This window comes from Gardnerella sp. KA00390 (assembly GCF_049244075.1).
In the GTDB taxonomy this organism is placed as follows: domain Bacteria; phylum Actinomycetota; class Actinomycetes; order Actinomycetales; family Bifidobacteriaceae; genus Bifidobacterium; species Bifidobacterium vaginale.
The window spans coordinates 667,510-692,811 of sequence record NZ_CP058372.1; the positions used below are offsets into that span (position 1 = coordinate 667,510).

Genomic DNA, 25,302 nt, shown 5'->3' on the forward strand with positions numbered 1-25,302 from the left:
AGTATTACACACAATGTTTTTTAAATAGTCACGAAAAATCTTTTAATGTGGTTAAAGGTTCCAAAATATTGAAATATAAGGGTTTATATTCTATTAGATATTTTTTTATTACCTTTACCACGGCTTGTTACTTGAATCTTCTTGTTTAGAAGACTTTGTTTTTCCAGACTTACTATTTGAATCATTATTGCTGTAATCTTTTTCGGATTGGTTTATTTGATTCTGGTCTTGATCTTTTTGATTGTTTTGTTTTAATAAGTCTTCGACCTTCTTTTTTTGAGAATCGCTTAAACTAGAATTCCCAGATTTGTCCTGCAAATTATTTTTTTGGTTTCGGTCATTATAGTTGGATTGTGTACTAGAATCAGTATTCTTTTTATCTTCATCAATTTGTTTTTGTAAGAATCTAGTAAGTCTTTTAGATATTAGTGCGTTGTGCTCAATACTATTTTTTATATGAGGTAAAAGAATAGTGTATGGCGATTTTGCTTCGCTAAATTGATCATCAACCTGTTTTTGAGATACGAGCAATATTTCTATATCTGCATCAACTTTTTTTGACGCTTTTATGTTATTTATTAGTGATTTTGTGGCAGAATTATACGTTGATTCTGCTTTAAGATTAGTAATAGACAAATAAGCTGATATAGCGCATAAGGCTATAACAATAGAAGATAAAGTAACAAGAGAAAATCTTAGGAGTGACTTAGGTGTGATTCTGCTAATCATATAAGCTTCCTTGATTTTGTAATCCAGCATGATAATTCCCAAAGAATCAATATGCTTGCAAGAATAGCAAAAGGCCAAACGATTGGCTCAGGTCTAAGTCTCGGCTTAACAGTATTGTTCTGTCTCCATTGTTTAGAAAGAATATTTTTTGCTTCTAATCCAATAGAGTGATTTTTGCTAGAGTCAACATATTTTCCACTAACCTCATCAGCTATATTCTTAAGATTCTGCGGATCCATCTTAGATATTCCAGGTTTTCCAGTAGATGGGTCAATAATCCATTTACCAGATTGTTTTGTAGAAGAATCTGTAGAATTTATATCATCTAAATCATTTAGCTTAGTGGTGGTATTTGGGATTTTCCCGCCATTTTTAGAACCTACGCCAATAACATAAGCATGATTCACGTATCCGCGTAGAGATGAGAATGTTCTACGCTTTCTAGAAGTTGTTTCTTCTCCATCGCTTATTAAATATAAAACTGTAACGTCTTGCGGATGAGCGTCATGAATTGCCTTAGCTTCAAGAAGAGTTTTATCTAGGGGAGCATCCAAACTAGTTCCATTTGAAACTCCAACAGGTTCAGTGTTGATAGTATCAACCCAATTTTCAATTGCATTAGAATCTGGCGTAAGTGGAACATCAACACTAGAAGACGCTCCAAACCTAATAGCAGTAAAACTTGCGTTTATGTAATTATTTGTAATTTGTTTTATTATTTGTTTTGCAGAATTAAACCTAGTGGTTGTGTTGTTGTTTAAATCCTTAGAATCATTAACATTCATAGAGCCAGTAACATCTAAAACAAATATAACATTTGTAGCATTAAGAGAGCGTTGCAAGGTGCTTTTCATAACACAAGGGCATAATGCACAAATAGCTAGAAGAACGCATATTAACACTCTTCGAACCCTCATATAAATTGTCTCGTCCGAACTAAGGTTTTTGCGATTAATTGGGAAAATTTCATATAATGCCAAAATGCCAAGAATCGCAATAGCAACTAGCGAAATCCAACTAAAAGATATTTTCATCGTTTTATCCTTCTCGCTGAAATAAGCCAGAGAGTTACAAAAATAACCGCAAATATTGTTGCAATACTAGGATCATCGCTTAACGCTGATTGTGTAGAGTCCTTTTGCATAATTGTGTGCTGCTGTTCAATTTTACGTACCAAAGCTAAAACAGAATCAGAATTATGCTGAGTTAAGAAAATGCCACCATTTTTTTCAATAAGTTCACGCATCTGATTAGTAGTGTTCTCATTTTCGCTTTGAGTAGATCCAGAATACAATCCATCGACTTGAATATTAGCTCGCTTTGTTAAATCTAAAGCTTGCTTAAGAGAGTAAACTGGTTTTCCAGAAACAACATTATCTGTAGCTAAAACAATAGATGCACTACGATTAAGACGATTATGAGGTTTTTGGGAGTTGCTAGAAGAACCATATACAACTCCAGGAATCATTGCAGCGCAACTAACAAGACCATCGCCAATTAACGATGTTGCTTCTTTTCGGTTTTGCGTACCATCAAGCCACGTGGAAATTTGCTGATACTGCTTTTGTTGCATATTGTCGATTTTGTCTTGTGTTTGAACTCCATCCAACAGCTTAGAGGCGTATTGCAACTGTTTTTTAACAAGTGAATAATCGTCTGTAAGAGGAAAAACAGTCCTAGAAGTTGAATTAAAAATACTCAAACCAATGCGCTCGCCTTGAAAATGCTCAACAAATTTCAAATAAGCGTTAATAACTTCCAAATCATACGGCAGAGTAGATCCAGAAACATCTAAGCATAAAACAATATCTCTAGAGCTTGATTGTTCGTTTGCGTTTAAAACTCTTGAAGGTCTAGAGCTGAGAATTGTAGTGCATATAAGAGCTAGGATAAGCATTATAAAAGAGAATTTGCGAAGAATATTCCATAGTCTCCATTTTCTAGCACATAAACTTCCTTGCAAATCCTCGTCTAAAGTAAATGTTCTCAAAAAGCTTGATTCTAAAATGTTTCTTGAATTGTACGAATGATTCTTTAAGTTGTGTCGTTTAACCTCGCTAATCACTAATACAGTTATAAGAATTATTACGCTTGCTAAAACACCAAAAAATAGGACTATTGGCCATTTAAGTCGCATAGAGAAAATGGATGAAACTAGTGTTGAATAATTATATATTTGGCAGTTACATAATGTTGAGAATGATAATGTGGAGAATGTCATCTTTTATTCTCCTTTGTTTTCCAACTTTCTAGCAGAATAAGAACCCATCTTGCACCCTGATCCACATCTGTATTTTTAGCTTGATTATTATATGTGCTATCTGCAAATTCAGGAGGATATAATGCTGCGATTGTTTGTCTTAAAAGATCTGCTCCATGAGTGTTTTTCCAAGATTTTCTAAGTGAACTGATTTCTCCAAGTGTATGCGATTTAATGTTTTCGCCACTCATTATGGAAACATATTGTCTAGCTATTTGCGCTAATTTTGCAAAAGCCTGATCTTTCTCAATTTTATTTTCATGATATTGGCTTACCACTAAATCAATCTTTTTACGCCATTCTTGCTTATTGGCATTCAATGTATGAGCAGCATTTTTAACTTTTTGCTTAGAATCCCCTTTAGTGTTTATTTTATAAATTGCAGCATATAGAACTACGAAAGCAGCGCATGCGATTATTAGACTTAAGCCAATAAATGCAAATAGCATTGAATCATCGTTTAGAATTTTATTAACATCAAGAATACTCATCGACTTACCACACTAACTCAAGCGTAAATCTTTATTGCTTTTAGCGCCAGAAAACATACTCTGTAAGGTAGCTTTCGATATAAATTTCGTCGAAGAATGGAATATTTGTTCACTAGAAGAACCGCGTATAAGCGATGATCCTGTGTTATTTAGAATTTCGTGCAATGCGTTATTGACAAAAGCTCTATGTGTATTAACTTCTTTAGCGCAAGAATCATCTTTTAAGAATGCTGGAATTTCTCGCATTGTTGTACCGTCAATTATTGGCGTAACTTTATATGAATTAAATGGATTAATTGGACATATTGTTACCACGATCAATGAGTGTAGTCTTGAAATTTTTTGCAAATCATCAAAATGTTTTGACGAAATTGCATATTCATCCGTGATAATTACTATTAATCCGCGTGATTGATTAATTGAATTAGCAAAATTTATGATCGTATTTGTATCTCTAAGTTTTTTACGTGTTTTATATATATTTTTATCCAAATTACGTTCAAAATCAGGAAGATTCCTAGATGAAGGAATCTTTATAATATCGTTACCGTCAAATAAAACGCAGTTTAATGAATCGTTACGTTTTATACTTAAAGACGCAAAGAAACACGCTGAATTAGAAGCTGCCTCGTACAAATACTCGTTAAGTCCATTACAAGAACATGAAGCATTCATGTTCGCGCTAGAATCTACAAGAATCCAAGTCTTAGAAGAACAGTTTCTTTCTCTAGAAGAGACCATTGGCTCGCCAAGTCTAGCGCTAGCTTTCCAGTTCATCATTCTAGCTTCATCACCAGGCTGCCATGAGTGAATGTCAACTAAATCACCATTTCCAAAGTTATGATTGGACGGATGCTCTCCTTCAAAAACACCCAACGATTTTTTGGCTACAGGTAAATTCAGACGATTATCTAATTCTTCAATCTTTCGCCTAATCTTTTTAGCAGAATTTGAAACTAATAAGCTTCTTTTAGTATCTTGTACCACAAAATCAGATTTTGTAAAAGATTTTAACATTCTTGTAAAAAACGGATTTGCAAAGATCATGGTGCAGGAACCGTTTTCACTATTGCGTCAATAATCTGATCACTTGTAATAGAATCGGCTAAAGCTTCAAAAGTAAGAAGAATCCTGTGTCTAAGAACATCATGAGCAAACTTTTTAACGTCTTCCGGTATTACGTAATCTCTTCCAGCAAGAAGAGCCTGTGCCTGACCGATACGGATTAACGCGATAGAAGCTCTAGGGCTTGCGCCCATTCTAACTAGAGAAGAAATAGTTTTAAGAGGGTGACTACCTTCTCCTCTAGAAGTTGCAACAATATCTACTGCATACTTCATAACTGCTTCCGAAACATGTACTCTGCGAGTTGCCGATCTTAAGAAAGTGACATCCTGAAGGCTAATCTTCTGATTATTTAAAGATTCTGGATTGAAAACATCACTACCTCTATTGGTTAAAAGCTTCAGCATACTAACTTCTTCGTTGAAGGAAGGATACGACATAATTGCTTTAATCATAAAGCGATCCATTTGTGCTTCTGGAAGATTAAAAGTTCCTTCTTCTTCAATAGGGTTTTGTGTAGCGATAACCATAAAAGGCTGAGGAAGATTAATGCGTTCTCCACCAATAGTTGTGGCGCCTTCTGCCATTGCTTCAAGCATAGCGGATTGTGTTTTTGCGTTAGAACGATTAATTTCATCTAGAAGAATTACGTTAGCGTGAATAGGTCCAATTTGTGTTGTGAATCTTTGAGAAGCGAAGTCAAAAACTTGTGTTCCAACCAAATCTGCTGGCATTAAATCAGGAGTGCATTGCACTCTTTTAAAACTTCCAGACATTGCTGTAGCAAGAGTCTGAGCCGCTGTGGTTTTAGCCAATCCAGGAACGGACTCAATAAGAATATGTCCTCCAGCAGCAAGAGTTAAAATAAGTGATTCTCTGAGAGAATCCTGTCCAACAAGTGTTTGTGCAAACCTAGAACGAAGAATATCAGCGATCTGTTGAGCTCGTTTAATATCTTCATTAGAAACACCAGCAGATACTGGTTGATTTACAGAGTCAACAATTTGATTAGCTATTGTATTGTTGACCATTGTATTGTTAGGTGTAACTGCACGTGGTTGTGGAGGAAGATTAAATACGCCAGTATTAGCGTTATCGTTTTGTTTGCTTGGTTGTGGAGGGAATAATGCCATGCGTTTCATTCTAACTGATGTTTACTACTTTAGATGATTTTACTACTTTAAATAATCTTTACTATTCGCTAGGGAGAGTCCAATCTATTGGTGTTGATCCTAACGATATTAAAGCCTGGTTTGCTCTTGAAAATGGACGAGAACCAAAAAATCCTCTAGAGGCAGAAAGAGGACTTGGGTGAGGGGATTGAATAATGATTGCGTTTGTGAGAAGAGGAGCAAGACTTTGAGCATTTCTTCCCCACAAAATTGCAACCAGAGGAATATGCTTGCCGTTATTATCTACACGGTTATTCAATGCGGTAATAGCTGCATCGGTAATTTCTTCCCAGCCCTTTCCCTGATGACTATTAGGTCTACCTACTTCAACGCTAAGGCACCTGTTTAGTAGCATAACGCCTTTTTGAGTCCACGGTGTTAAGTCACCATTCTTTGGTATTGGTACATTTAAATCACTAACTAATTCTTTATAAATATTAATAAGACTTTTAGGTAATGGTTTAACGTTTGGAGCAACGCAGAAACTAAGTCCTACAGGATGACCTGGAGTAGGATATGGGTCTTGACCAACAATAAGAACCTTTATTTCTTTAAAAGGTATTGTAAAAGCTCTGAGAATATTGTGACTTTCTGGCAGGAATCGCCTCCCGTTAGATAGTTCATCTCTTAAAAAGTCTCCCATTTTGTGAACTTGTGGTTCTACTGGTTCAAGAGCGTCTGCCCAATCTGGGTCTATTAAATCGTGTAAAGACTTTCGCTGTTTAATCTCCATGGTTAATAACTTTAAAACATAAATGACAAATATGTGCAGCAAATAATAATAATTTTTTATATTTCCATTTATCTTATGTTTTGTGCGAGGCATTCGCTAGTATGTATTCCATACTGTTTTAATGATTTTTTGGAAGGGATACAATTATGGCGAACAATAGCCAGAACGTGTCATTCACGACTGATGATTTCGATAATCCACCAGAAGGTCCTGTTGGAGTACATCGTGGAAATCGCGCGTGGTATGCTGTATTGTTCCCATATGTTGTTGTGCTAGTTGTTGCTGTTGTGTTGGGTCTTCTGGCATGGGCGGTTATGTCTGGAGAAATCAACAATATTCGTATGCCTTGGAGTGCAAATAATTCAGCAATTTCCAAGTCTTCTAATGGCAATAAAAATGGCAAAATTGATGAGAGCAAGAGTAAATCTGACAAAGCTGATGGCGATGATTCAGACGAGGATAAGGACCCAGAAGAAACAAATAAGTCAGATAAAAAGCAAGATAAAGAAGATAAGAATTCTTCTAAAGACTCTAATGCTAACAATGACTCTTCGACAGCAGATATTAACAAGACAGTTCAAGTAAAAGTTGTTAATGCAACTAAAATTCAGGGTCATGCAGCTCAAGAAGCTGGAAAGCTTAAGCAAGCTGGTTATGCAAATGTAGAAGCTGCAAATCCTAAAGGTAATGTTCCTTCGGATTCTGTTGTTTGGTACAAGGGAGATGAAAATCGTGCTGCTGCACAAGACATTGCTAAAACTTTGGGTATTAGCAATGTTGAGGCAACTAGTGAAATAACTACCACAATAGTTGTTGTTTTGTGCAAGTAAATTGCTATTTACTCATTTTGCAATAAATTTCAATAATAAATAATTTCTTAAATAGTCGAGTAGAAAGTCGTATAGAGTGGCTTTTTGCTTGGCTATTTTTGATTTTGCTTATAGATTTTTTCTATATATTTTTGAATATAGTTGGCACTCGGGCACTTAGAGTGCTAATCTTCATTTAGCACTCTAATGTTGCAGGTTTAATCAACAGCTGACGGTTGGTTAGATTTCGACGGTTTGAGTGAGTGTTCCATAGTTAAGTTATGTGGAGGAATAATGGCAAAGATTATTGCCTATGAAGAAGATGCCCGTCAGGGTATGCTTGCTGGTCTTGATAAGCTTGCAAATACAGTAAAGGTGACTCTTGGTCCAAAGGGTCGTAACGTTGTTCTTGATAAGTCTTACGGCGCCCCAACCATCACTAATGATGGCGTTTCAATCGCTAAGGAGATCGATCTTGAAGATCCATACGAGCGTATTGGCGCCGAATTGGTAAAGGAAGTTGCTAAGAAGACTGACGACGTTGCAGGTGACGGCACTACAACCGCTACCGTGTTGGCTCAATCTCTGGTGCACGAAGGCTTAAAGAATGTTGTTGCTGGTAGCAACCCGATCGCTCTTCGTCGCGGAATTGAAAAGGCTTCAGAAGCAATTGTTAAGGAACTTCTCGCATCTGCTAAGGATGTTGAAACAAAGGATCAGATTGCAGCTACTGCAACTATTTCTGCAGCAGATCCTGAAGTTGGCGAAAAGATTGCTGAAGCTTTGGATAAGGTTGGTCAGGACGGTGTTGTTACCGTTGAAGACAACAACAAGTTTGGTCTTGATTTGGACTTCACTGAAGGTATGCGTTTTGATAAGGGTTATATTTCCCCTTACTTCGTCACTAATGCAGAAGATCAGACTGCTGTTCTTGAAGACCCATACATTTTGCTCACTTCTGGCAAGGTTTCTAGCCAGCAGGACATTGTTCATGTTGCTGAACTTGTTATGAAGTCTGGTAAGCCATTGCTCATTATTGCTGAAGATGTTGATGGCGAAGCATTACCAACTCTTGTTCTTAACAAGATTCGCGGTACTTTCAATACTGTTGCAGTAAAGGCTCCAGGATTTGGCGATCGCCGTAAGGCAATGCTTCAGGATATGGCTATTTTGACTGGTGCTCAGGTTGTTTCTGACGACCTTGGTTTGAAGCTTGATTCTATCGACGCTTCTGTGTTTGGTCATGCTGCAAAGGTTATTGTTTCTAAGGATGAAACAACTATCGTTTCTGGCGCTGGCTCTAAGGAAGATGTTGAGGCTCGTGTTGCTCAGATTCGCGCCGAAATTGAGAACACTGATTCCGATTACGATCGCGAAAAGCTTCAGGAACGTCTTGCTAAGCTCGCTGGCGGCGTTGCTGTTATTAAGGTTGGTGCTGCTACGGAAGTTGAGGCTAAGGAACGTAAGCATCGCATTGAAGATGCAGTTCGTAATGCTAAGGCTGCTATCGAGGAGGGTTTGCTTCCAGGCGGTGGTGTAGCTTTGGTTCAGGCTGCCGCTAAGGTTGAGAAGTCTGCTGATATTGTTGCTCTTAGTGGAGAAGAAGCCACGGGTGCTGCAATTGTGTTCCGTGCTGTAGAAGCTCCAATCAAGCAGATTGCTCAGAATTCCGGCGTTTCTGGAGACGTTGTGCTCAACAAGGTCCGTGAGCTTCCAGAAGGCGAAGGCTTCAATGCTGCAACTAATACTTATGAAGATTTGTTGGCTGCAGGCGTTACCGACCCAGTTAAGGTAACTCGTTCTGCTCTACAGAATGCTGCTTCTATCGCTGGCTTGTTCTTAACTACAGAAGCTGTGGTTGCTAATAAGCCTGAGAAGCCAGCTGCTGCACCACAGGCTGGCGCAGAGATGGGCTACTAAATAAAAGTTAGACGTATTGCTTAGCTTTTAGCTAGTTGTTATATGTGAGCGGTGAGTTGTTTTAAAATACAAATCGCCGCTCACGTTTTTTATTTATTCTATTGTTTAATTATTTTGTTTATCCCATTGCAAACAAAGATGTAGCTTGCGCTTCTGTATCCATGTAAATGTTAGAAGCATTTTGCATAGCGAGTTGAATGGATTGCAATGATTGTTCCATTTGCTGGTGTGCTGCACGCCATTGCCCAGCTGTTGATGCAAATTGTGTAGCTGCAGGACCAGTCCATACACTTTGCAATTGTTGGAGATTTGCGTACATTCCATTTGTGGCGTCTCGAATCGCATTAATCGAAGATGCAACTGCTGCAGCAGATTGCTGAATTTGTTCTGAATCAACTCTAAATTGTGTCATTTTTTCTCCTCATTTAGTGTAGTTAATTTTCTTATAGTTATTCATTTAGTTTTTGCCGTGCAAACTTATCTTTTGTATAAATTAATTTGTATAAATCAAATTTATAATTTTTTAACTTTTGTTTTGCCTAAATTGCTCTATTTTGCGCTTGTTTCTTGTAATCTAAAAACACGGTATTATGAATATATGCCGTCGAGAAAGTTTATAAAAGATTTTTTTATCAATGTGGTTAAAGGCTTATCTGCTTTTGTAATTATTGTATTTTTGAGCGAAAGTGTTTTGTTTCCAACAACAGCTTTTGCTAATGATGGATTATCAAAAGCGGATTCTCAGAATAAAAGCACTAAGAATTTGGGTATTGTTGCAACAGATTCTATTACGGATACAGAAAATCTTCTTGGAGATTCTGTTACAAAAGTTTCAGATATGATTTCAATAACCAAAAAACAAACAGGTGTATCGGTTAAATTACTTTATTTATCTAATTTTACTGGAAATAAAAATCCGTCAAAATGGGCTAGTGATTTACTTACAAGCACTAATCCAGATCGTAATACTGTTCTTCTTGCTGTTGCTACTCATGATGGAAAGCTTGTAGTAGCAGTTTCATCTAATTCTGATGAATGGCTTAAAAGAAAAACAACCGTGGATTTGCTTTCTGATGCGGCGTATCGTCCTCTTATTAGTTCTCAAGGTGCTGATTGGTCTCAATCTGCAATCATGCTTATGAAGCAGATTGCTCGGTCTAAGAAAACTTCTGTAACTTCCAGAACAAGTGTAGTTTCAACAATCGTTATGGTTGTTATTATTGTTGCTTTGTTTGTTCTTGTTGCATTTATTTTGTGGAGAAGAAACTATATTCTAAAACAAGTATCACTAGGGTTGAGAAGAGCTAAGAGACGCCATGCGGCGCGTAAATAAATCGATTTTTTTCAGGAAACACTCAGGAAACATTCAGTTTTATAAGTGATGCTAATCAGTATGGGTAAGAATGTAGAAGCATCTATTGTTGTGGTCGATGACGAACCTTCAATTCGTGAGCTTTTGGTAGCATCGCTACACTTTGCAGGATTTGATGTAGAAACAGCAGCTTCTGGATCAGAAGCTATTGATGTTATTGAGCGTGTACATCCAGATCTTATTGTTATGGACGTTATGCTCCCAGATATAGACGGATTTACGGTTACAAGGCGAATTCGCCAGAATGGTGTTGCTGTTCCTGTGTTATTCCTTACTGCTAGAGACGACACTCAGGATAAGATTATGGGTCTTACTGTTGGTGGCGACGATTATGTTACAAAGCCTTTTAGTCTAGAAGAAGTAGTTGCGAGAATTCGTGCAATATTGCGTAGAACTCAAGATCCAGATGAAGATACTCCTGTTGTGCGCGTTGCTGATTTGGAAATTAATGAGGATTCGCATGATGTCTCCAGATCTGGTGTTCCAATTGAATTAAGTCCTACGGAGTATAAGTTACTTCATTATTTGATGGACAATGAAGGCAGAGTATTGTCTAAGAGTCAGATTCTCAATCATGTTTGGCAATATGATTGGGGTGGAGACGCAGCAATTGTAGAATCCTATATTTCTTATCTTCGTAAAAAGATTGATGGTATTGAAATTAAAAATGAGGATGGAAGCTTAAAGAAGGTTGTTCCTCTTATTGAAACGAAGCGTGGTATTGGCTATATGATTCGCGTTCCGAAAGCAGGTCAAGCCTGATTATGCGTGAGAGCAAATCTGTGGATGGTTCGCTTTACAATAATGGTTCCAAAACATCTGGTTCTGATAACAGCGGATTAAATCAGTCCGAAGTTAGTGCTGATCGAAATGTTAAAGCCGAATTAGTGACTTATTCTGGTGATAATCCTAAAAAAACCAAGAATAAATCTAAGTCCAAATGGTTGCGGAGGCATATTGATGCTATACCGTTGAGTACTCGTTTGGTAGCGTGTACGTTAGTTGTTCTTACAATTGCTGCATTATGCATTTCTCTTTCTATTAGGCAATTAGTTGGCAGTTATCTGTTGGATAAAACCGATGCTCAGCTTACAGATCAGGCTCAGCTTATTTACGACAATATAGATTTGCTTCGTAGTAAGGATTCTGGAGAACAGACTGCAGGTCCTAATGATTATTTCTTGCAGATTAGAGACACTAATAACAAGATTATTACTACACCTTTGATTCCAAAACTTAAAGGTGATGTTGTTTCTATGCCGAATCTTCCAGAAGATGGCGAAATTAATAATGTTGTTGTAAGACGTAGGCCTTTTACTGCTCCAGCGCGAGTGCATGGAGATGTAAAAAGTATTGATGAAACAACTGCAAAAGCTGCGGAATCTCCTTGGCGAGTTCTTGTTCTTACATGGGGTCAGCGAAGCGGATATAATTCCGAAATGCATGTTAGAGGGTATGTTTATATAGCTCTTTCTTTAAGTGACCAATTAGATACTGTTAATACGCTTACACGTTATTGCGTGATGGTTAGTATAACAGTTATTCTTCTTGGTGCTGTTTTAGCTGCTCTTATTATTCAATCTACTCTTGTTCCACTAAAGAGAATAGAAAAAACTGCGTCGAAGATTGCTTCTGGAGATTTAAGTAGGCGAGTACCTTCCGCACCAGAGAACACGGAGGTTGGATCTTTAGCTGCTTCGTTGAACTCTATGCTTTCTAAGATTGAACAAGGATTTAACGACCAGGAAGCAATGACTGAGAAAATGAAACAATTTGTTTCTGATGCAAGTCATGAACTCCGTACTCCATTAGCTGCTATTCATGGATACGCTGAATTGTACTACATGTGGAGAGGTGTGCCTGGTCAGCAAGAAAAAGCTGATGATTCTATTGCTCATATTAAGGCTTCTAGTGAAAGAATGACGGAACTTGTAGAAGATTTGCTTTCACTGGCGCGATTTGACGAGGGTAGAGGAATAAATGTTTCTCAGACAGTTAAAGTAACTCCTATTCTTTCTGATGCGGCAAATGATTTGAGAGCGTTAGATCCAGTTCGAGTTATTCAGCAAGGCACTTTGCATTTAGCTGATGACTGGAAGTTGATGAATTGCTCTAAGCCAACAAATTGCAGTCTTGATAGAAAGTTTATTTTTACTCCAGGTGAGTTACCTAAAGTCACTTTAAAGGGTGACGGAGCTAGATTGCGACAAGTTCTTACAAATATTGTTGGAAACATTCATCGCTATACTCCAAGCGATTCTCCAGTAGAGATAGGTATGGGTGTTCTAAAGGCTTCTATTACTCCTGAAGCTCTTCAAAAAATGGGATCTGTATCTCGTTCATTGAAAGACTTCTTAGAAGCTGCGGAAGTGAGCCAATCTACTGGAACAGGCAGCTCATTTGTGGTTATTCGAGTGGTAGATCATGGGCCTGGCGTACCTGAAGAATCTTTATCTCACATATTTGAGCGATTCTATATTGCAGATCCATCTCGTGCTAGAGAAAAGGGTGGTACTGGCTTAGGTATGTCTATTGCTCAGTCTGTTGTTAAAGCTCATCGTGGTTTTATATGTGCTACTACGTCTTGTGCATCTAGGACCAGCAGTGATCAGCTTATTGATGATACAATGGTAGGAAGCGAATCATCTGAATCTAAGCCTCATGGTTTAACTCTTACGGTTGTGTTGCCGAATGTGATATTTGACGATGAGAATAATAAGAAGGTTAAGAATACAGATACTTCTAGCATGGTTACCGATAATAATATTGTAAAAATCGATAATAGTTTAAATTATTAATTATTTTATTTATAATTTTGCTTGTTTTGACATGTTTTTTCGGATAATTTATTGCTTATAGTTTTTGTTTTAGATTGTTCGGGATTCATGCGCTACAATTGATAAAGCGTGAGCCGAGTGAATGTTATGTGGATTATAGTAGAATATGATGATTCGCATAGAATTTAATGAATTCGAGTGAGGTGTGTTATGCCCAACGGGCGTGTTCGTTGGTACGATTCTAAAAAAGGATATGGCTTTATATGCGATGAAGAGGGCAAAGATGTATTCTTACCATCTTCTGCGCTGCCAGAATCAGTGAAAGAGCTGCGTAAAGGTACGCGTGTTGAATTCTCTGTTGTTGAAGGTCGTAAAGGGCCACAGGCAATGGGTCTCACTGTTGTGGCTTCTGCGCCTTCGCTAGTAAAAGCCACAAGACCAAAAGCTGAAGATATGGCTGCAATAGTAGAAGATCTTATTAAGCTTTTAGATTCTGCAGGCAATGGTTTACGACGTCGTCATTATCCGTCTACTGCTGAGAGTAAGAAACTTGCGCATTTGTTGCGTGCTGTAGCAGACAATTTTGACGTGCAGGACTGATATTTAACAGGATTTTTTATGGCAGATGAAGTAATTAATCCTCAGGAGCTTGCATATAGTATTGCTGTGGAAACTTCAGAGCGTGAAAACGCTGTTGGAGATTTCGTAAGTGCTACAGATCTTGGTAGTGATGTTACCGATTTTAGATTTGTTTGCAATATGCCTGGGTATGAAGGTTGGCAGTGGTCAGTAACGCTGTACCACGATGCTGATGTTGATCGTTGGACAGTTAATGAGTCAACTCTTGCCCCAACTGAGGATTCTTTACTACCTCCACCTTGGATTCCTTGGAAAGATAGACTTAAGCCAACGGATCTTTCGGTTATGGACTCTATTGGTACAGCCGAAGATGATGAAAGGCTTGAGTCTGGAGTTAATCCAGAAGATTTAGATTATAAAAAATCTAAAGCAAATGTTTCTGAAGATTCTGTAGAAACTGAATGCTCTGGATCGGAAAAGTCGCCAGCAACCGAACAGGATGGCGAAACAGAGCAAAATAATGAATCTAAAGAAGATAATGAGTCTAAAGAATCTCAAGAAGATTTTGAAGAAGCAGTTGAGACTTTTAGATTAACTCGTAAGAGGGTTATGACTGCTGAGGCAATAGCTCAAACGGCGAAGCGATGGTATTCGGGACAACATGGTCCTAAATCGCTTTCTACTAAAATTGCGGATGGTAAAGCGTGTTCATCCTGCGGATTTATGATTCCGCTAGCTGGCAGCTTAGGAAACATGTTTGGAGTTTGCGCAAATATGTGGAGCCCAGACGATGGGAGAGTGGTGGCATTAGATCACGGGTGTGGAGAGCATTCCGAAATAGAGCCACCAGAGCCATCACAACTTTGGATTCAATCGACTCCAGCCTATGACGATTATCATATTGAGATAGCTCCTCAAGCTCCTAGAGACGAGAGAGCAGATGTAGAGCTTATCGAAGAAGCGATTGAAGATAGTAAGGAAAATCGTAAAAGACATCGCAGGTTGATAATTGAAGACGAGTCTGACGAGTTCAGTGAAAATAGCGAAAATAGCGAAAATAGCGATTCTGCAGAAATTGATTCAATTGATAGAAGTAATAATAAAGATAATAAAGCTAATGAAGATATTGAATCAGAAGATTTTGCAGATAGCACTGATAATTCTGATGATGTTGATAAGAGTGATGTTTCGGATGATGCAGATAGCGCAGATTATGCAGAATCTGGCGATGACTCGGATTCTGCAGATGACTCGGATTCTGCAGACAATTCTGAAGATTTAAATAAGTCGTCATTAACCAATGAGTAACACTAAAAATAGTGTTAGAGTCATGGCAACTCGTTACCATAGAACGAAGGATAAGAACGGAAGGCAATTATGTTTGAACGGTTCACTGACCGCGCTCGGCGTGTGATTGTGCTAGCTCAGGAAGAAGCGCGCTCTCTTCAGCATAACTATATTGGTACCGAGCATATTCTCTTAGGTCTTATTAGAGAAGGCGAAGGAATAGCAGCAAAAGCTTTAAACGCCAAAGGCGTAGAATTAGACAATACTCGTAAACAAATAAAAGAAATGATTGGCACTGGTACTGTCTCGCCTAGTGGACACATACCTTTTACTCCGCATGCTAAACAAGTGCTTGAGCTTAGTTTGCGTGAAGCATTGCAATTGGGGCACAGCTATATTGGTACCGAGCATATTCTCTTAGGTCTTATTAGAGAAGGCGAAGGTGTTGGAACGCAGGTGCTTATTAAGATGGAGGTCGATTTAGGAGATCTTCGTAGCACTGCAATGGATTTGATTCGAGGAAATTCTGGATTACCAGAAGACGGTCAGAAGGGTGATTTGGCTAATGCTGGAGGAGTGCAGGATAAGAGGAATCAGTCTGGTTCTGCGCTGCTAGATCAGTTCGGAAGGAATCTTACTACAGAAGCTGAGCAAGGGAAGCTTGATCCTGTTATTGGTCGTTCAAAAGAGATTGAGCGCGTTATGGTTGTGCTTTCTCGCAGAACTAAGAATAATCCTGTTCTTATAGGTGAACCTGGTGTTGGTAAAACAGCTGTTGTGGAAGGTCTTGCACAGAAGATTGTTGCTGGAGATGTGCCAGAAACGTTAAAGGGCAAGCAGGTTTATTCTCTTGACTTGGGTTCGATGGTTGCTGGATCTCGTTATCGTGGCGATTTTGAAGAGCGCTTAAAGAAGGTGCTTAAAGAAATTAAGACTCGTGGAGATATAGTTCTATTTATTGATGAGATTCATACTATTGTTGGTGCTGGGTCTGCAGATGGTGCTTTGGGTGCTTCTGACATGCTTAAACCTATGCTTGCGCGTGGTGAGCTACAGACGATTGGTGCTACAACTACCGATGAGTATAGAAAGTATATTGAAAAGGATGCGGCTTTGGAACGAAGATTCCAGCCTATTCAAGTTCAAGAGCCTTCTATTGCAGAGACAATTGAGATTCTGAAAGGTTTGCGTGCGCGCTACGAGAATCATCATCACGTAACCATTACTGATGCTGCTTTGCAGTCTGCAGCAGAAATGTCTGCTCGCTATATTCAAGATAGGAATTTGCCAGATAAGGCGATTGATCTTATTGATGAAGCTGGAGCTCGCCTACGTATTAAGCGATTGACAGAGCCACCAGAGCTTAAGGAACTTGATTCTAAGATTTCTAAACTTTCAGAAAAGAAAGATGAAGCTATTAAGAATCAGGACTTTGAGAAGGCTGCCGACTTGCGAGATGAGCAGGAAAAGCTTGAGGAAGAACGTAAGAATAAAGAGCAGGCTTGGCGTGAGGGCGAGTCTAATGTGAATATGGTTGTAGACGAGGATGTTATTGCATCTGTTGTTTCTAATACAACTGGTATTCCTGTTGTTAAGCTAACTCAAGCGGAATCCAAAAAGTTGCTCGGTATGGAAGCGGAGCTTCATAAGCGTATTATTGGTCAAGATGAGGCTGTTTCTGCACTTTCTCGTTCTATTCGTCGTGCGCGAGTAGGATTGAAAGATCCAAAGCGTCCTTCTGGATCGTTTATTTTCGCTGGTCCTACGGGAGTTGGTAAGACAGAGCTTGCTAAAACCTTGGCTCAATTCCTGTTCGACGATGATGATGCTTTGATTCGTGTTGATATGTCGGAGTTTGCGGAAAAGTATGCGGCTTCTCGTCTTTTCGGTGCTCCTCCAGGATATGTTGGCTACGAGGAGGGTGGCGAGCTTACAGAGAAGGTTCGTAGAAAGCCATTCTCGGTGGTGCTTTTTGACGAAATTGAAAAGGCTCATCCAGATATTTTCAACACGCTTTTGCAAGTGTTAGACGACGGTCATTTAACAGATGGCCAAGGAAGAAAAGTTGATTTTAAGAACACGATTATTATCTTGACTACAAATCTTGGTACTCGTGATATTGCTAAGTCAGCGAATACTGGTTTTAGTCTTGGCAATAATGCGGATGCATCTTACCAGAGGATGAAGGATCAGGTTAATTCGGAATTGAAGCGTCAGTTCCGTCCGGAATTCCTAAACCGTTTGGATGATACGATTGTGTTCCGTCAGCTTACTGAGCCAGAGGTTCGTCAGATTGTTGATTTGGACGTTAAGCGTTTGAATGACCGTCTGTTTGAACGTCATATGACTTTGGAGCTTACAGATGCAGCTAAGAATCTTCTTGCGCAAAAGGGCTTTGATCCTCTTCTTGGAGCAAGACCGTTGCGAAGAGTTATTCAGCGCGATATTGAGGATGCCATAAGTGAGAAGATTTTGCTTGGCGACTTAACAGATGGTGAACGCGTTGAAGTTGATGCAGAAGGCGAAGGTTTGCTGGGGGAGTTTATTTTCCGCGGCATAAAGTTTGATGTTGAATCTTGATGTTGAGATTTGATTTTGAGTCTTGATGTTGAGTTCTAAATAACGAAAATATTCTAAATAACGAAAATCCCGGTGTGTAAATCGCATCGGGATTTTTGGGTTTTATTCCCAAAATGTCAATCAGATTTGAGTGTTAATTTTGTAGATAGTCGACTGAATCTTTAATAGTTACTCGCGCTAGTCTTAAACACCACAATTGCGTATAAAAGGTGATAGAAGATTCACAATTTAATTGTGTATTGCTTTGTAAAAGTAAATATGCTAGAGCTGCACGCAAAACTGGTGACTCTTTTATAACAGCAATCACACTTCCTATAGTGAAGTGAGCTTGTCGTGCATATAGACATATACAAATTTTGATATTTTTACAAATTTTATGACTATGTTGTTGCAGCCATGATTTTTAAATATAATAATGATAAGTCTATCTGATTATTCTTCTTACGTGTAGAGTGTTGTGTTGATGTCAAGGGCTGATTATGTGGGTGCAAGTTTGCCTTTGTGTAGCAAGGCTTAGTGAGGGCTATCGTTAAAAGGTTTAGCGCACTGCGGCTTTACTAAGATGCTCGTACAAGTCGATTCACCACTTTGCGCGTACCTGTTTATGTGGGGAAGTGTTGATTAAGAATATTGCAGTGGGATTATCTTTTATTCACATGTTCGGCTTAAATTTGAAACCTTTATAGCTGCTTTTGGAAAGATTGAAGGTTCTTCCTTGTTTTCTACGGGTAACTAGTTCCGTTATTTTGTCAACATCAGCTAATTTCATGTTTAAGTGTAAACATTCTTGTCTGACTTCTTCGGGAGTGACTGCTTCCCACCTTTTTGGACATTCCATAAGGTCGGATTTCAGTTGATCAACTTCGTTCCATTTCATACCTTGAGAATATCCATCAGCCCTACCAGCGAGATAAGATAAGATGTCACTAATTCCATTAGGTAATTTACCGAGTTCAAAATCATCGGTAGATGTTGGTTCAACTATCTTGTTGGGTAGAAGAATGATAGGTTTAGCTATCGTCATCCAATCTTTATCTTCACACCACTCAAGAACTGCTAAGGCATCTAACTGAGAGTTCCATAAATTACTCAGTCTTTCACGATTTGGAAATGCATATAATATACGACCAGTAAGGTATTGACCGTCATTTTCTCGCCATGTGTAGTAATTAACATTTACATTTTGGACGAAGCGTTCTATAGCTTTATTGTCCAAACGTTTGTTAGGCGTTATTACAGTAATACTTCCACCAGATTGTTTGCATAGCCAAGTGATTGCTCTCTCAGCTTGTTTCTCTCTCGTATCATCTTCATCACCTAAGCGAGAAAGAGCAACTGGATAAGTATTTTCTATCACTACTATTACCTCACTATAATTTTGATACTAAATCGTTTAGTGCTTTGTCGAATTCAGACATTCTATTTTCTTGATTAAAGAATGGAAGACCTATAATCTTGTATCCTCTTCCTAGAATATCGTTAATCTTGTAGCTGTTTTTAATCTGCCCTAAGAATTTTTCTTTCCACTCATCTTCAAATAAAAGTTGACTACCTTTAGGCTCAACATATGCTTGATATGTTTTAACATCCTCATACTCTTTCTCACGAATAAAAAGCAAGAAATCAGGCTCAAAACGTTCACCTGAATCAAACGAATAAATGGCAAGCTCAGGGATTCTCTCATTCCTAATAAGATAGTATTCAAGTCCTTTTGCTTTAAGCTTCGGCTCAATAGTTGACTTAAAATATTTTACTAACAGTTTCTCTTCGCCCGTACCATAATTGTCCGTAAAAACGTACCAAGGTTCATCCACAAGATTCATGCGATAATCAGCGTTAGCGCAGTTGTTTTGCGAGTCACCATGACCACCGTCTGCAGTAATTGAATTAAGCGATATCTTTTTGTCATGTAAAACATTTTTAAGCATATGTGGCTTAAACACAGTACTTCCAACAAACTCTTGTTTAATAGTCGCAATATATGATGCGATTTGCGAAAAAGCTTTCTTACAAGCCTCAAATAAATCTTTACCGCTTATACTATCTCGAGTTTGTGTAATCTCTAAAATAGAGTTTCCAAGATAACTATCCGAAGTTAAAAACTCTTTTAATGAAGTAACATTAGGATATTTATCTTTTATAACATTAAAACAAAGTTCTGGGTAGCAGGATGCTGCGCCAGATAAAATATTATAATCAATATTCTTAAAAGATTTCGATACTGGTTTTGCAATTAAATTATTAACATTCTCAGTTTCACCAAAAAGGTTTACTACTTTCCCATATACAGATTTTTGCGAGTAACGGTATATTTTTGTTTTCAAACTATCTTCAATAGTTGTGATATTCGCACGTCCTCGAGGCAAGCGTTCATTAGAGTAGACGTATGATTTTTGGTAAAATTCAGAAGTCTTAAATTCTTCTTTAAGCGTATATTCACGAGTAATTGGGTTTTCTGCTTGCAAACCAGTAGCAATAAGCGCCTGTTTCAGCTCAGCAATGTAGCGTGAATCGTTCAGACTATGGAAAAGCATTGTCTCTAAAATACGATAGTCATTCGTAAGATCACCATCAAACTTACGCTTATATTTAAGGTCTTTGTCGCCGTTAAAAACGAATGGACAGTATCGTGCTCCACGACCAATCAGTTGAGCCTCTTTAATCGTATAGGAGCCAATCTGACCTGCTTTACCACTGCCTTGTCGGCTATCGTACAAGCGCACAATATCGAAAAGATTTAATACATCCCAGCCTTCGTTGAGCATGTCAACAGCAAAAATAAGGCGTATGTGATTATCTTTATCTTCCAACGAGTTTACTTTTATTTGATTAACATCATTGTTATCGCTGCCACCATTCATAATAATGGTGTTTTCCTCGGCAAAAGAGTACTTAAGACTATGCTCCAGGTTTTCGAGAGTGTCATCTTTTTCTTCAAAATAAGCTATAGCCTTAGAAAGAAGCGGAATATTAGCGCTGCGTAAAGCCATGATTTCATAGCTTGTGAGCTGATTTAGCTTTTTGAAAAACTCGTCATGGAAAGCTTCAGACTCTTTAATCTTTTGCGATTTAAGCATAATAACTGGTTTAATATTCAGTTTTAAGTCCGCAAAAAGATAGCGACGATATTCACTCAAGATAAGAGCTATAAGCGTACGATCCCAGAGATTCGTATCGGTTGCAAAGTTTTGAAAGTCTTTCGTGTAACCACTCGCACGGAATCGCTCCAGTGGATAGTTGTATACGATTTTATCAGTATATTTTGCAAGTACGTTTTTATCTTTAAGATCAGCTGTAGCTGTAAATTCAAGTAGAACACTGTCTTTATTAGAAGTAAAAGCATTATTAACTGTGTATTCCCAGCTTTTTTCAGCATCTTCTTCAATACTCGTCTTTTTCTTCGTATAAGAATTAATATGATGGCTTTCGTCCGAAATAAAAACGATCTTATCATTCTCAAAATCAGCGTAAGTTGGCGCATTCTCTTTAGCAAACCACATATCCGTATGTAACTTTTGCGTGGTAGTAAATAGCAGCTCAATATCATCATCTAAAGCTGTATCGCTAAACCGGTCTACTTTTTTCACTTTAATTTTCGTACCAAGATAGGAAAGATTATCAGCAAAAAGATACTTAGATGAAAGCGTGTTCAAAAAGTTTTCTTCCGTCTTTTTCAAAATATTCGTTTGGTTCACAAAGAAGAGGAACTTGCGATAGCCTTTTGTGTAAAGATAGAGTATAAGTCCTGCCATCATCACCGTTTTACCGGAGCCGGTTGCCATGTGAAAAAGAGTATGAATCTGCTTATTTTTACGCAAACCATCTTTTTCAAAATAGGTAACGAAATATTGGAAAGCTTCTTTTTGGTACTCTCGCAAAACAATATTTTGAGATAAACTATGCTCAATAATATCTGGCATAGGCGCAAGCTCATTAATCTCTTTAAGCGTATCGAGTTTTTCGTATAAGAATGATTCAGCCATGGATCATGCCTCCTCGTAGAAAGACTTCGTAAAAGCTTTATCTGCATCGCTGATTTGATATGTTTCATCATCCATATCTGAAGCATTAACGTACAGCTTGTTCTTATCTATAAGCTTTGTGAGCACGCGCTTCTTTTCTTCTAACGTTAGATTCTCAAAGTCTTTATCAGCATCAGCGAGTTCCTGCTTAGTAAGATAAGGCACAATACGCTCGTCTGCGTAAATGGAAGCTTTTACACTTTCAATAGTATCTTCAGTAGCATTCTGAATAGTGTTAATAAGCGTGTTAGCGTCTTCTTTAAGCTCGCAATAAACAAAAGAGCCGCCACCATGCCAGTTTTGAGACTTAGAAATACCACCTTGTTCGCCTTCAAGAACTTTCTTCAAGCGCTCAACAGTTATGTCTTGAATGTAATCCATTTGTTCAACACCAATGTATCGTCGTCCCATTTTATGAGCAACAGCGGCAGTAGTTCCAGAACCAAGGTGGAAGTCAAGAACAAGGTCAGATGGATTGGTGGCTATTTGTATAATACGCTCAATTAATTTTTCCGGTTTAGGTGTAGAGAAAATTGTTTCGTTAAATAAATCTTTAATCTCAGAATTGGCATTTCTTGATGTTCCTGAATTTTCAGCATACCATATATTTTCAGGTGTACGTCCTTTTTGATCTTTGAGATATATCTTTCTTATAATTCCACTTCCATCTTTTTTGAATATAATTTCTCCTGCTTTAATTTTTTCTTCAATACTTGACTTGCTCCATCTCCAACCATTTATAGGGGGCTCAATTAAATTTCCGTTTGGAGCTGTTAACTTAAACCTAAGAGTTTCGCGCAAGTTAGGACTTCGTACGTCTCCGCTTCGCCACAGACCTTTAGGGTCATTATCTGGATTCTGATAAGCCTTATTGTCGCTTTCTTGACGCGGCATAAGGAACGGCGGTAAAGCATTTTTATTTTTCGCGTATACGAGCAAACTGTTGTAATGCCTCGAGAAAAACCTTTCATCGTTTTTGCTTTGCTTTGTATGATTCCATATAACGTTAGCAATATAATTCTCTCTATCTAGCACTTCGTCCATCAGAACTTTTAAGTATGCTTGTTCGTTATCATCGCACTGAACAAAAATAGAGCCATCCTCACGAAGTAACTTTTTAGCCAATTCCAGCCTATTTTTCATAAATGTGAGCCATGTGGAATGGTTGAATGAGTCGTTGTAGTTAAAGCTGTCATTGCCAGTGTTATAAGGTGGATCAATATATATGCACTTTACTTTGCCTTCGTAGCGTTTAAGCAGGCTTGCTAGGGCAATAAGATTGTTGCCTTTTATAATTAAATTATCATCATCGTTAAGCGTGATACCTGTTTCTTCTCCAACACTAATAGATTTTTCTGCCCCCCCTTATATTGTTTTTGCTAACCGCCGTATAACGTTTAGCATTCGTGAAGACTTTAGGTGCAAGCATGCGCGAGATTTCATCACTTGCTATCGTTTCGTTGTAGAAAATCTCGCTTCGTTTTTGATCGTCTTTATCTTGACCGCCTTCCAGCACACAATCCTTGTAAGGGAAGTCGAGCACAACATCGTTTGTTTGCGATATGAAACTGCCGTTATGCGTAAGCCCAATTTTGTTTGTGTAAGCCGTGTAAGAGTCAGGCAAGAATTCCTTTGATTCCATAAACCAAGCAAACTTTTGCTTATCAAAAACAAGCGTACCTTGAACGTCTTTGAAGAAGGTTTCTTTTACGCGTTCGTTAGAGAGGAGAAGCGTCAGCAAATTCTCATTCATTGCCATAACATCGTTATAAACAACAGCTTTAAGAAGCTTACCGTCTTCGGCTTTGTATTTATTGTTTGAAAGCAGGAGGCTTGCTACTGTGTCAAAAATGTTCTTCATTATTTCACCTCATTGTTCTTTACCTGTTTTACTTCGCAAATGTCTTTGATGTCGCATTCCAAGTATTGACATATGCGTAGCAGTGTCTCTGTATTCACGTTTTCACCTTTGCTAATTCTAGCTATGGAAGCTGATGATATTCCAGCATCTTCAGCATATAAGCAAAACACTATGCGAACAGTTAGTGATTGGAAGATTGTCTGAATATCTTACAGCTTGCTCAGCAGGAGTAACCAAGGTACCTTGACGTTCTTCTGGCTTATCAAGATCAACATTCTTACTTTTTTGTTCAACAAGAAAACGAGAGTCGGTACACAACATGTATATGTAGCCGCCGCCAGCAGTGCGATACTCAAACTCGGTATTGTTTATTGCGTTTGGAACGTCTAGAACGTTTTGCATAAAATCAAGCCAAAACTTCTGTGTTTCCTGTTTTTCGTCGCCGCGGCTTTGCCAGCGTTAAATAAATTCTGTTGCCTTTTATGCTGATCTGCAATATTCATGAGTCTATTATCTACTGAACCACGGATTAGTTATGTGTTATTGTTTATGTTGCATACAAAACCGTCTACATGACAATGTACACGCATCAAAACTGTTTCCTTAATGCAACAATTTTAATACACTTGTGCACTATCTCTATAAATTAGATTTAACGTACGAACAAGGTTGTGGAATAATGCAATCTTTGGTAGCATGAGTTATAGGAGTCTTCCTGCGTTGAAAGTCGGCTTCATGCCGTCGGTTGATTTTTACTCACCTTAGGCGTTGTGTGGGCTCCTTTATTTTTTGGATTTCAACCAGCAATCCATATTTAGAGGCTTGCTCTTTGTATGGTAATTTTCCGAATTTTTATAATGTTCTGTATCATAAAGGTCAAGCACAAGAGGAATTTTATTATTATCTAGAAGTAAATTATAGAAATATAAATCACCCATTTCAAAAACTCTCTGAACTGCCCACAATGCGTAATCAGTTATTGCTAATAACGGCTCATTTGAGTACGGTTGCGTGTTGAATTTAATGTTTGATGCATTTATATCCGGAAGATTGTTCGTGCTGTTTTTAGTTCTTTCTTGCGCAATTTCTATAGAATGTTTCAAATTAACATTTGATGTAGTGCTACCCCTTCCAGCTACGTTTAGTACCAATTTAGGATATTTTCCTTTATCCTTAATTAAATGAGACATTAAATTGGCATACAATTCTGCTTCTAGATTATTTTTAGGTAAAAGGTTTGATAAATATGTAGACTTTCTAGCAACTACAACTTGTGTAGTAAAATCAATATTTGAACATATAAAGTTAAAAAACAAATCTCTTAATTGTTTAGGATCATTTTTGGCGTGAGGATAATATTTTCCTTCTTTTTCAATAAGCTTTTTTATACTTTCAATATTATTGAATTTACTGTTATTCTGTATGCCTTTACAGAAATCATTTATTTTTTTACGAGCTTCGCTAAGATCTTCTTTAACGTATGTCATACCAATCATAAAAGATGCAGAAGCGCCGAGCCCCACAATAATTTTACTTCCACCCCTTATTACCTTCTCATGTTGAAAAGTCATGTCTCCAGATTCATCAATAAACCTGTGAAAATCTTGTAGCTTATATTTTTTAACCATCTCTTTTTTCATGTATA

Annotated in this window: 23 protein-coding genes; 8 read left to right on the forward strand and 15 right to left on the reverse strand. The window is 38.0% G+C overall.

All coding sequences use genetic code 11. The features are described 5' to 3' along the window. Positions 1–114 precede the first annotated feature (114 nt). From HXT53_RS02510 to HXT53_RS02540, 7 genes are all read right to left on the reverse strand, one after another. Positions 115–729: a DUF6466 family protein gene (locus tag HXT53_RS02510; RefSeq protein WP_004115401.1), complete on the reverse strand. Its 615-nt coding sequence runs from the start codon at positions 727–729 to the stop codon at positions 115–117. Then, positions 726–1,763, reverse strand: coding sequence for a vWA domain-containing protein (locus tag HXT53_RS02515; protein WP_004118050.1), 1,038 nt, complete (start codon positions 1,761–1,763; stop codon positions 726–728). The genes HXT53_RS02510 and HXT53_RS02515 overlap by 4 nt, the downstream gene beginning before the upstream one ends. Then, entirely contained in the window at positions 1,760–2,950 is a 1,191-nt protein-coding gene (locus HXT53_RS02520) for a vWA domain-containing protein (RefSeq protein WP_048730308.1), read from the reverse strand. Before HXT53_RS02520 ends, HXT53_RS02515 begins: the two co-directional genes overlap by 4 nt. Beyond that, a complete protein-coding gene (locus HXT53_RS02525) occupies positions 2,947–3,480 on the reverse strand; it encodes a hypothetical protein (protein WP_004115388.1) in 534 nt (177 codons plus the stop codon). The genes HXT53_RS02520 and HXT53_RS02525 overlap by 4 nt, the downstream gene beginning before the upstream one ends. Positions 3,481–3,492: 12 nt before the next feature. Next, the gene (locus HXT53_RS02530; protein ID WP_009994213.1) at positions 3,493–4,527 is read right to left on the reverse strand and encodes a DUF58 domain-containing protein; all 1,035 of its coding nucleotides are present in this window, start codon (positions 4,525–4,527) and stop codon (positions 3,493–3,495) included. Then, positions 4,524–5,678 (reverse strand): AAA family ATPase, encoded by a 1,155-nt coding sequence (locus HXT53_RS02535; protein ID WP_421780564.1) that lies wholly within the window; start codon positions 5,676–5,678, stop codon positions 4,524–4,526. The genes HXT53_RS02530 and HXT53_RS02535 overlap by 4 nt, the downstream gene beginning before the upstream one ends. 61 nt (positions 5,679–5,739) lie before the next feature. Then, entirely contained in the window at positions 5,740–6,450 is a 711-nt protein-coding gene (locus HXT53_RS02540; protein WP_421780566.1) for a uracil-DNA glycosylase, read from the reverse strand. 146 nt (positions 6,451–6,596) lie between these two features. Between HXT53_RS02540 and HXT53_RS02545 the strand changes: the two genes are divergently transcribed. Both HXT53_RS02545 and groL read left to right on the forward strand, forming a co-directional pair. Next, positions 6,597–7,280, forward strand: coding sequence for a LytR C-terminal domain-containing protein (locus HXT53_RS02545; protein ID WP_004115367.1), 684 nt, complete (start codon positions 6,597–6,599; stop codon positions 7,278–7,280). Between the two features lie 273 nt (positions 7,281–7,553). Then, the gene (gene groL, locus HXT53_RS02550) at positions 7,554–9,179 is read left to right on the forward strand and encodes a chaperonin GroEL (RefSeq protein ID WP_004115364.1); all 1,626 of its coding nucleotides are present in this window, start codon (positions 7,554–7,556) and stop codon (positions 9,177–9,179) included. A 118-nt stretch (positions 9,180–9,297) separates the two neighbouring features. On the opposite strand, the gene HXT53_RS02555 is transcribed toward groL, so the two are convergent. Beyond that, positions 9,298–9,591, reverse strand: coding sequence for a WXG100 family type VII secretion target (locus HXT53_RS02555; RefSeq protein ID WP_004121657.1), 294 nt, complete (start codon positions 9,589–9,591; stop codon positions 9,298–9,300). A 186-nt stretch (positions 9,592–9,777) separates the two neighbouring features. On the opposite strand from HXT53_RS02555, the gene HXT53_RS02560 reads away from it, so the two are divergent. From HXT53_RS02560 to HXT53_RS02585, 6 genes are all read left to right on the forward strand, one after another. Then, positions 9,778–10,512: a hypothetical protein gene (locus tag HXT53_RS02560; RefSeq protein ID WP_020760248.1), complete on the forward strand. Its 735-nt coding sequence runs from the start codon at positions 9,778–9,780 to the stop codon at positions 10,510–10,512. 60 nt (positions 10,513–10,572) lie between these two features. Then, positions 10,573–11,313, forward strand: coding sequence for a response regulator transcription factor (locus tag HXT53_RS02565; RefSeq protein WP_004112649.1), 741 nt, complete (start codon positions 10,573–10,575; stop codon positions 11,311–11,313). Positions 11,314–11,315: 2 nt separating this feature from the next. Further along, positions 11,316–13,349, forward strand: a complete 2,034-nt coding sequence (locus HXT53_RS02570; RefSeq protein WP_020760249.1) for a sensor histidine kinase — start codon at positions 11,316–11,318, stop codon at positions 13,347–13,349. 189 nt (positions 13,350–13,538) lie between these two features. Further along, positions 13,539–13,928: a cold-shock protein gene (locus tag HXT53_RS02575; protein WP_004115360.1), complete on the forward strand. Its 390-nt coding sequence runs from the start codon at positions 13,539–13,541 to the stop codon at positions 13,926–13,928. An 18-nt stretch (positions 13,929–13,946) separates the two neighbouring features. Continuing rightward, positions 13,947–15,215: a DUF3027 domain-containing protein gene (locus tag HXT53_RS02580; protein WP_020760250.1), complete on the forward strand. Its 1,269-nt coding sequence runs from the start codon at positions 13,947–13,949 to the stop codon at positions 15,213–15,215. 69 nt (positions 15,216–15,284) lie between these two features. Further along, positions 15,285–17,774, forward strand: a complete 2,490-nt coding sequence (locus HXT53_RS02585; RefSeq protein ID WP_004112655.1) for an ATP-dependent Clp protease ATP-binding subunit — start codon at positions 15,285–15,287, stop codon at positions 17,772–17,774. A 652-nt stretch (positions 17,775–18,426) separates the two neighbouring features. Here the strand turns inward: HXT53_RS02585 and HXT53_RS02590 are convergent. The 7 genes from HXT53_RS02590 to HXT53_RS02620 form a co-directional block, all read right to left on the reverse strand. Next, a complete protein-coding gene (locus tag HXT53_RS02590; protein WP_217427750.1) occupies positions 18,427–19,131 on the reverse strand; it encodes a hypothetical protein in 705 nt (234 codons plus the stop codon). A gap of 13 nt (positions 19,132–19,144) precedes the next feature. Next, entirely contained in the window at positions 19,145–21,757 is a 2,613-nt protein-coding gene (locus HXT53_RS02595; protein WP_421780572.1) for a DEAD/DEAH box helicase family protein, read from the reverse strand. A gap of 3 nt (positions 21,758–21,760) precedes the next feature. After that, a complete protein-coding gene (locus HXT53_RS02600) occupies positions 21,761–23,143 on the reverse strand; it encodes a site-specific DNA-methyltransferase (protein ID WP_421780696.1) in 1,383 nt (460 codons plus the stop codon). After that, positions 23,139–23,657 carry a site-specific DNA-methyltransferase gene (locus HXT53_RS02605; protein WP_421780575.1) on the reverse strand — a complete coding sequence of 173 codons (519 nt, stop codon included), beginning with the start codon at positions 23,655–23,657 and terminating at the stop codon, positions 23,139–23,141. Before HXT53_RS02605 ends, HXT53_RS02600 begins: the two co-directional genes overlap by 5 nt. Beyond that, entirely contained in the window at positions 23,657–23,827 is a 171-nt protein-coding gene (locus tag HXT53_RS02610) for a helix-turn-helix domain-containing protein (RefSeq protein ID WP_421780577.1), read from the reverse strand. The genes HXT53_RS02605 and HXT53_RS02610 overlap by 1 nt, the downstream gene beginning before the upstream one ends. After that, the gene (locus HXT53_RS02615; protein ID WP_174142777.1) at positions 23,808–24,059 is read right to left on the reverse strand and encodes a hypothetical protein; all 252 of its coding nucleotides are present in this window, start codon (positions 24,057–24,059) and stop codon (positions 23,808–23,810) included. The genes HXT53_RS02610 and HXT53_RS02615 overlap by 20 nt, the downstream gene beginning before the upstream one ends. Before the next feature lie 380 nt (positions 24,060–24,439). Continuing rightward, positions 24,440–25,297 (reverse strand): DUF3800 domain-containing protein, encoded by an 858-nt coding sequence (locus tag HXT53_RS02620; RefSeq protein ID WP_174142778.1) that lies wholly within the window; start codon positions 25,295–25,297, stop codon positions 24,440–24,442. Positions 25,298–25,302: the final 5 nt, after the last annotated feature.

Bases quoted from the DNA above. Each gene is read 5' to 3' on its own strand.
- HXT53_RS02510 (WP_004115401.1), bottom strand. From the start codon at position 729: ATGATTAGCAGAATCACACCTAAGTCACTCCTAAGATTTTCTCTTGTT.
- HXT53_RS02515 (WP_004118050.1), bottom strand. From the start codon at position 1,763: ATGAAAATATCTTTTAGTTGGATTTCGCTAGTTGCTATTGCGATTCTT.
- HXT53_RS02520 (WP_048730308.1), bottom strand. From the start codon at position 2,950: ATGACATTCTCCACATTATCATTCTCAACATTATGTAACTGCCAAATA.
- HXT53_RS02525 (WP_004115388.1), bottom strand. From the start codon at position 3,480: ATGAGTATTCTTGATGTTAATAAAATTCTAAACGATGATTCAATGCTA.
- HXT53_RS02530 (WP_009994213.1), bottom strand. From the start codon at position 4,527: ATGATCTTTGCAAATCCGTTTTTTACAAGAATGTTAAAATCTTTTACA.
- HXT53_RS02535 (WP_421780564.1), bottom strand. From the start codon at position 5,678: ATGGCATTATTCCCTCCACAACCAAGCAAACAAAACGATAACGCTAAT.
- HXT53_RS02540 (WP_421780566.1), bottom strand. From the start codon at position 6,450: ATGGAGATTAAACAGCGAAAGTCTTTACACGATTTAATAGACCCAGAT.
- HXT53_RS02545 (WP_004115367.1), top strand. From the start codon at position 6,597: ATGGCGAACAATAGCCAGAACGTGTCATTCACGACTGATGATTTCGAT.
- groL (WP_004115364.1), top strand. From the start codon at position 7,554: ATGGCAAAGATTATTGCCTATGAAGAAGATGCCCGTCAGGGTATGCTT.
- HXT53_RS02555 (WP_004121657.1), bottom strand. From the start codon at position 9,591: ATGACACAATTTAGAGTTGATTCAGAACAAATTCAGCAATCTGCTGCA.
- HXT53_RS02560 (WP_020760248.1), top strand. From the start codon at position 9,778: ATGCCGTCGAGAAAGTTTATAAAAGATTTTTTTATCAATGTGGTTAAA.
- HXT53_RS02565 (WP_004112649.1), top strand. From the start codon at position 10,573: ATGGGTAAGAATGTAGAAGCATCTATTGTTGTGGTCGATGACGAACCT.
- HXT53_RS02570 (WP_020760249.1), top strand. From the start codon at position 11,316: ATGCGTGAGAGCAAATCTGTGGATGGTTCGCTTTACAATAATGGTTCC.
- HXT53_RS02575 (WP_004115360.1), top strand. From the start codon at position 13,539: ATGCCCAACGGGCGTGTTCGTTGGTACGATTCTAAAAAAGGATATGGC.
- HXT53_RS02580 (WP_020760250.1), top strand. From the start codon at position 13,947: ATGGCAGATGAAGTAATTAATCCTCAGGAGCTTGCATATAGTATTGCT.
- HXT53_RS02585 (WP_004112655.1), top strand. From the start codon at position 15,285: ATGTTTGAACGGTTCACTGACCGCGCTCGGCGTGTGATTGTGCTAGCT.
- HXT53_RS02595 (WP_421780572.1), bottom strand. From the start codon at position 21,757: ATGGCTGAATCATTCTTATACGAAAAACTCGATACGCTTAAAGAGATT.
- HXT53_RS02605 (WP_421780575.1), bottom strand. From the start codon at position 23,657: ATGAAGAACATTTTTGACACAGTAGCAAGCCTCCTGCTTTCAAACAAT.
- HXT53_RS02615 (WP_174142777.1), bottom strand. From the start codon at position 24,059: ATGCAAAACGTTCTAGACGTTCCAAACGCAATAAACAATACCGAGTTT.
- HXT53_RS02620 (WP_174142778.1), bottom strand. From the start codon at position 25,297: ATGAAAAAAGAGATGGTTAAAAAATATAAGCTACAAGATTTTCACAGG.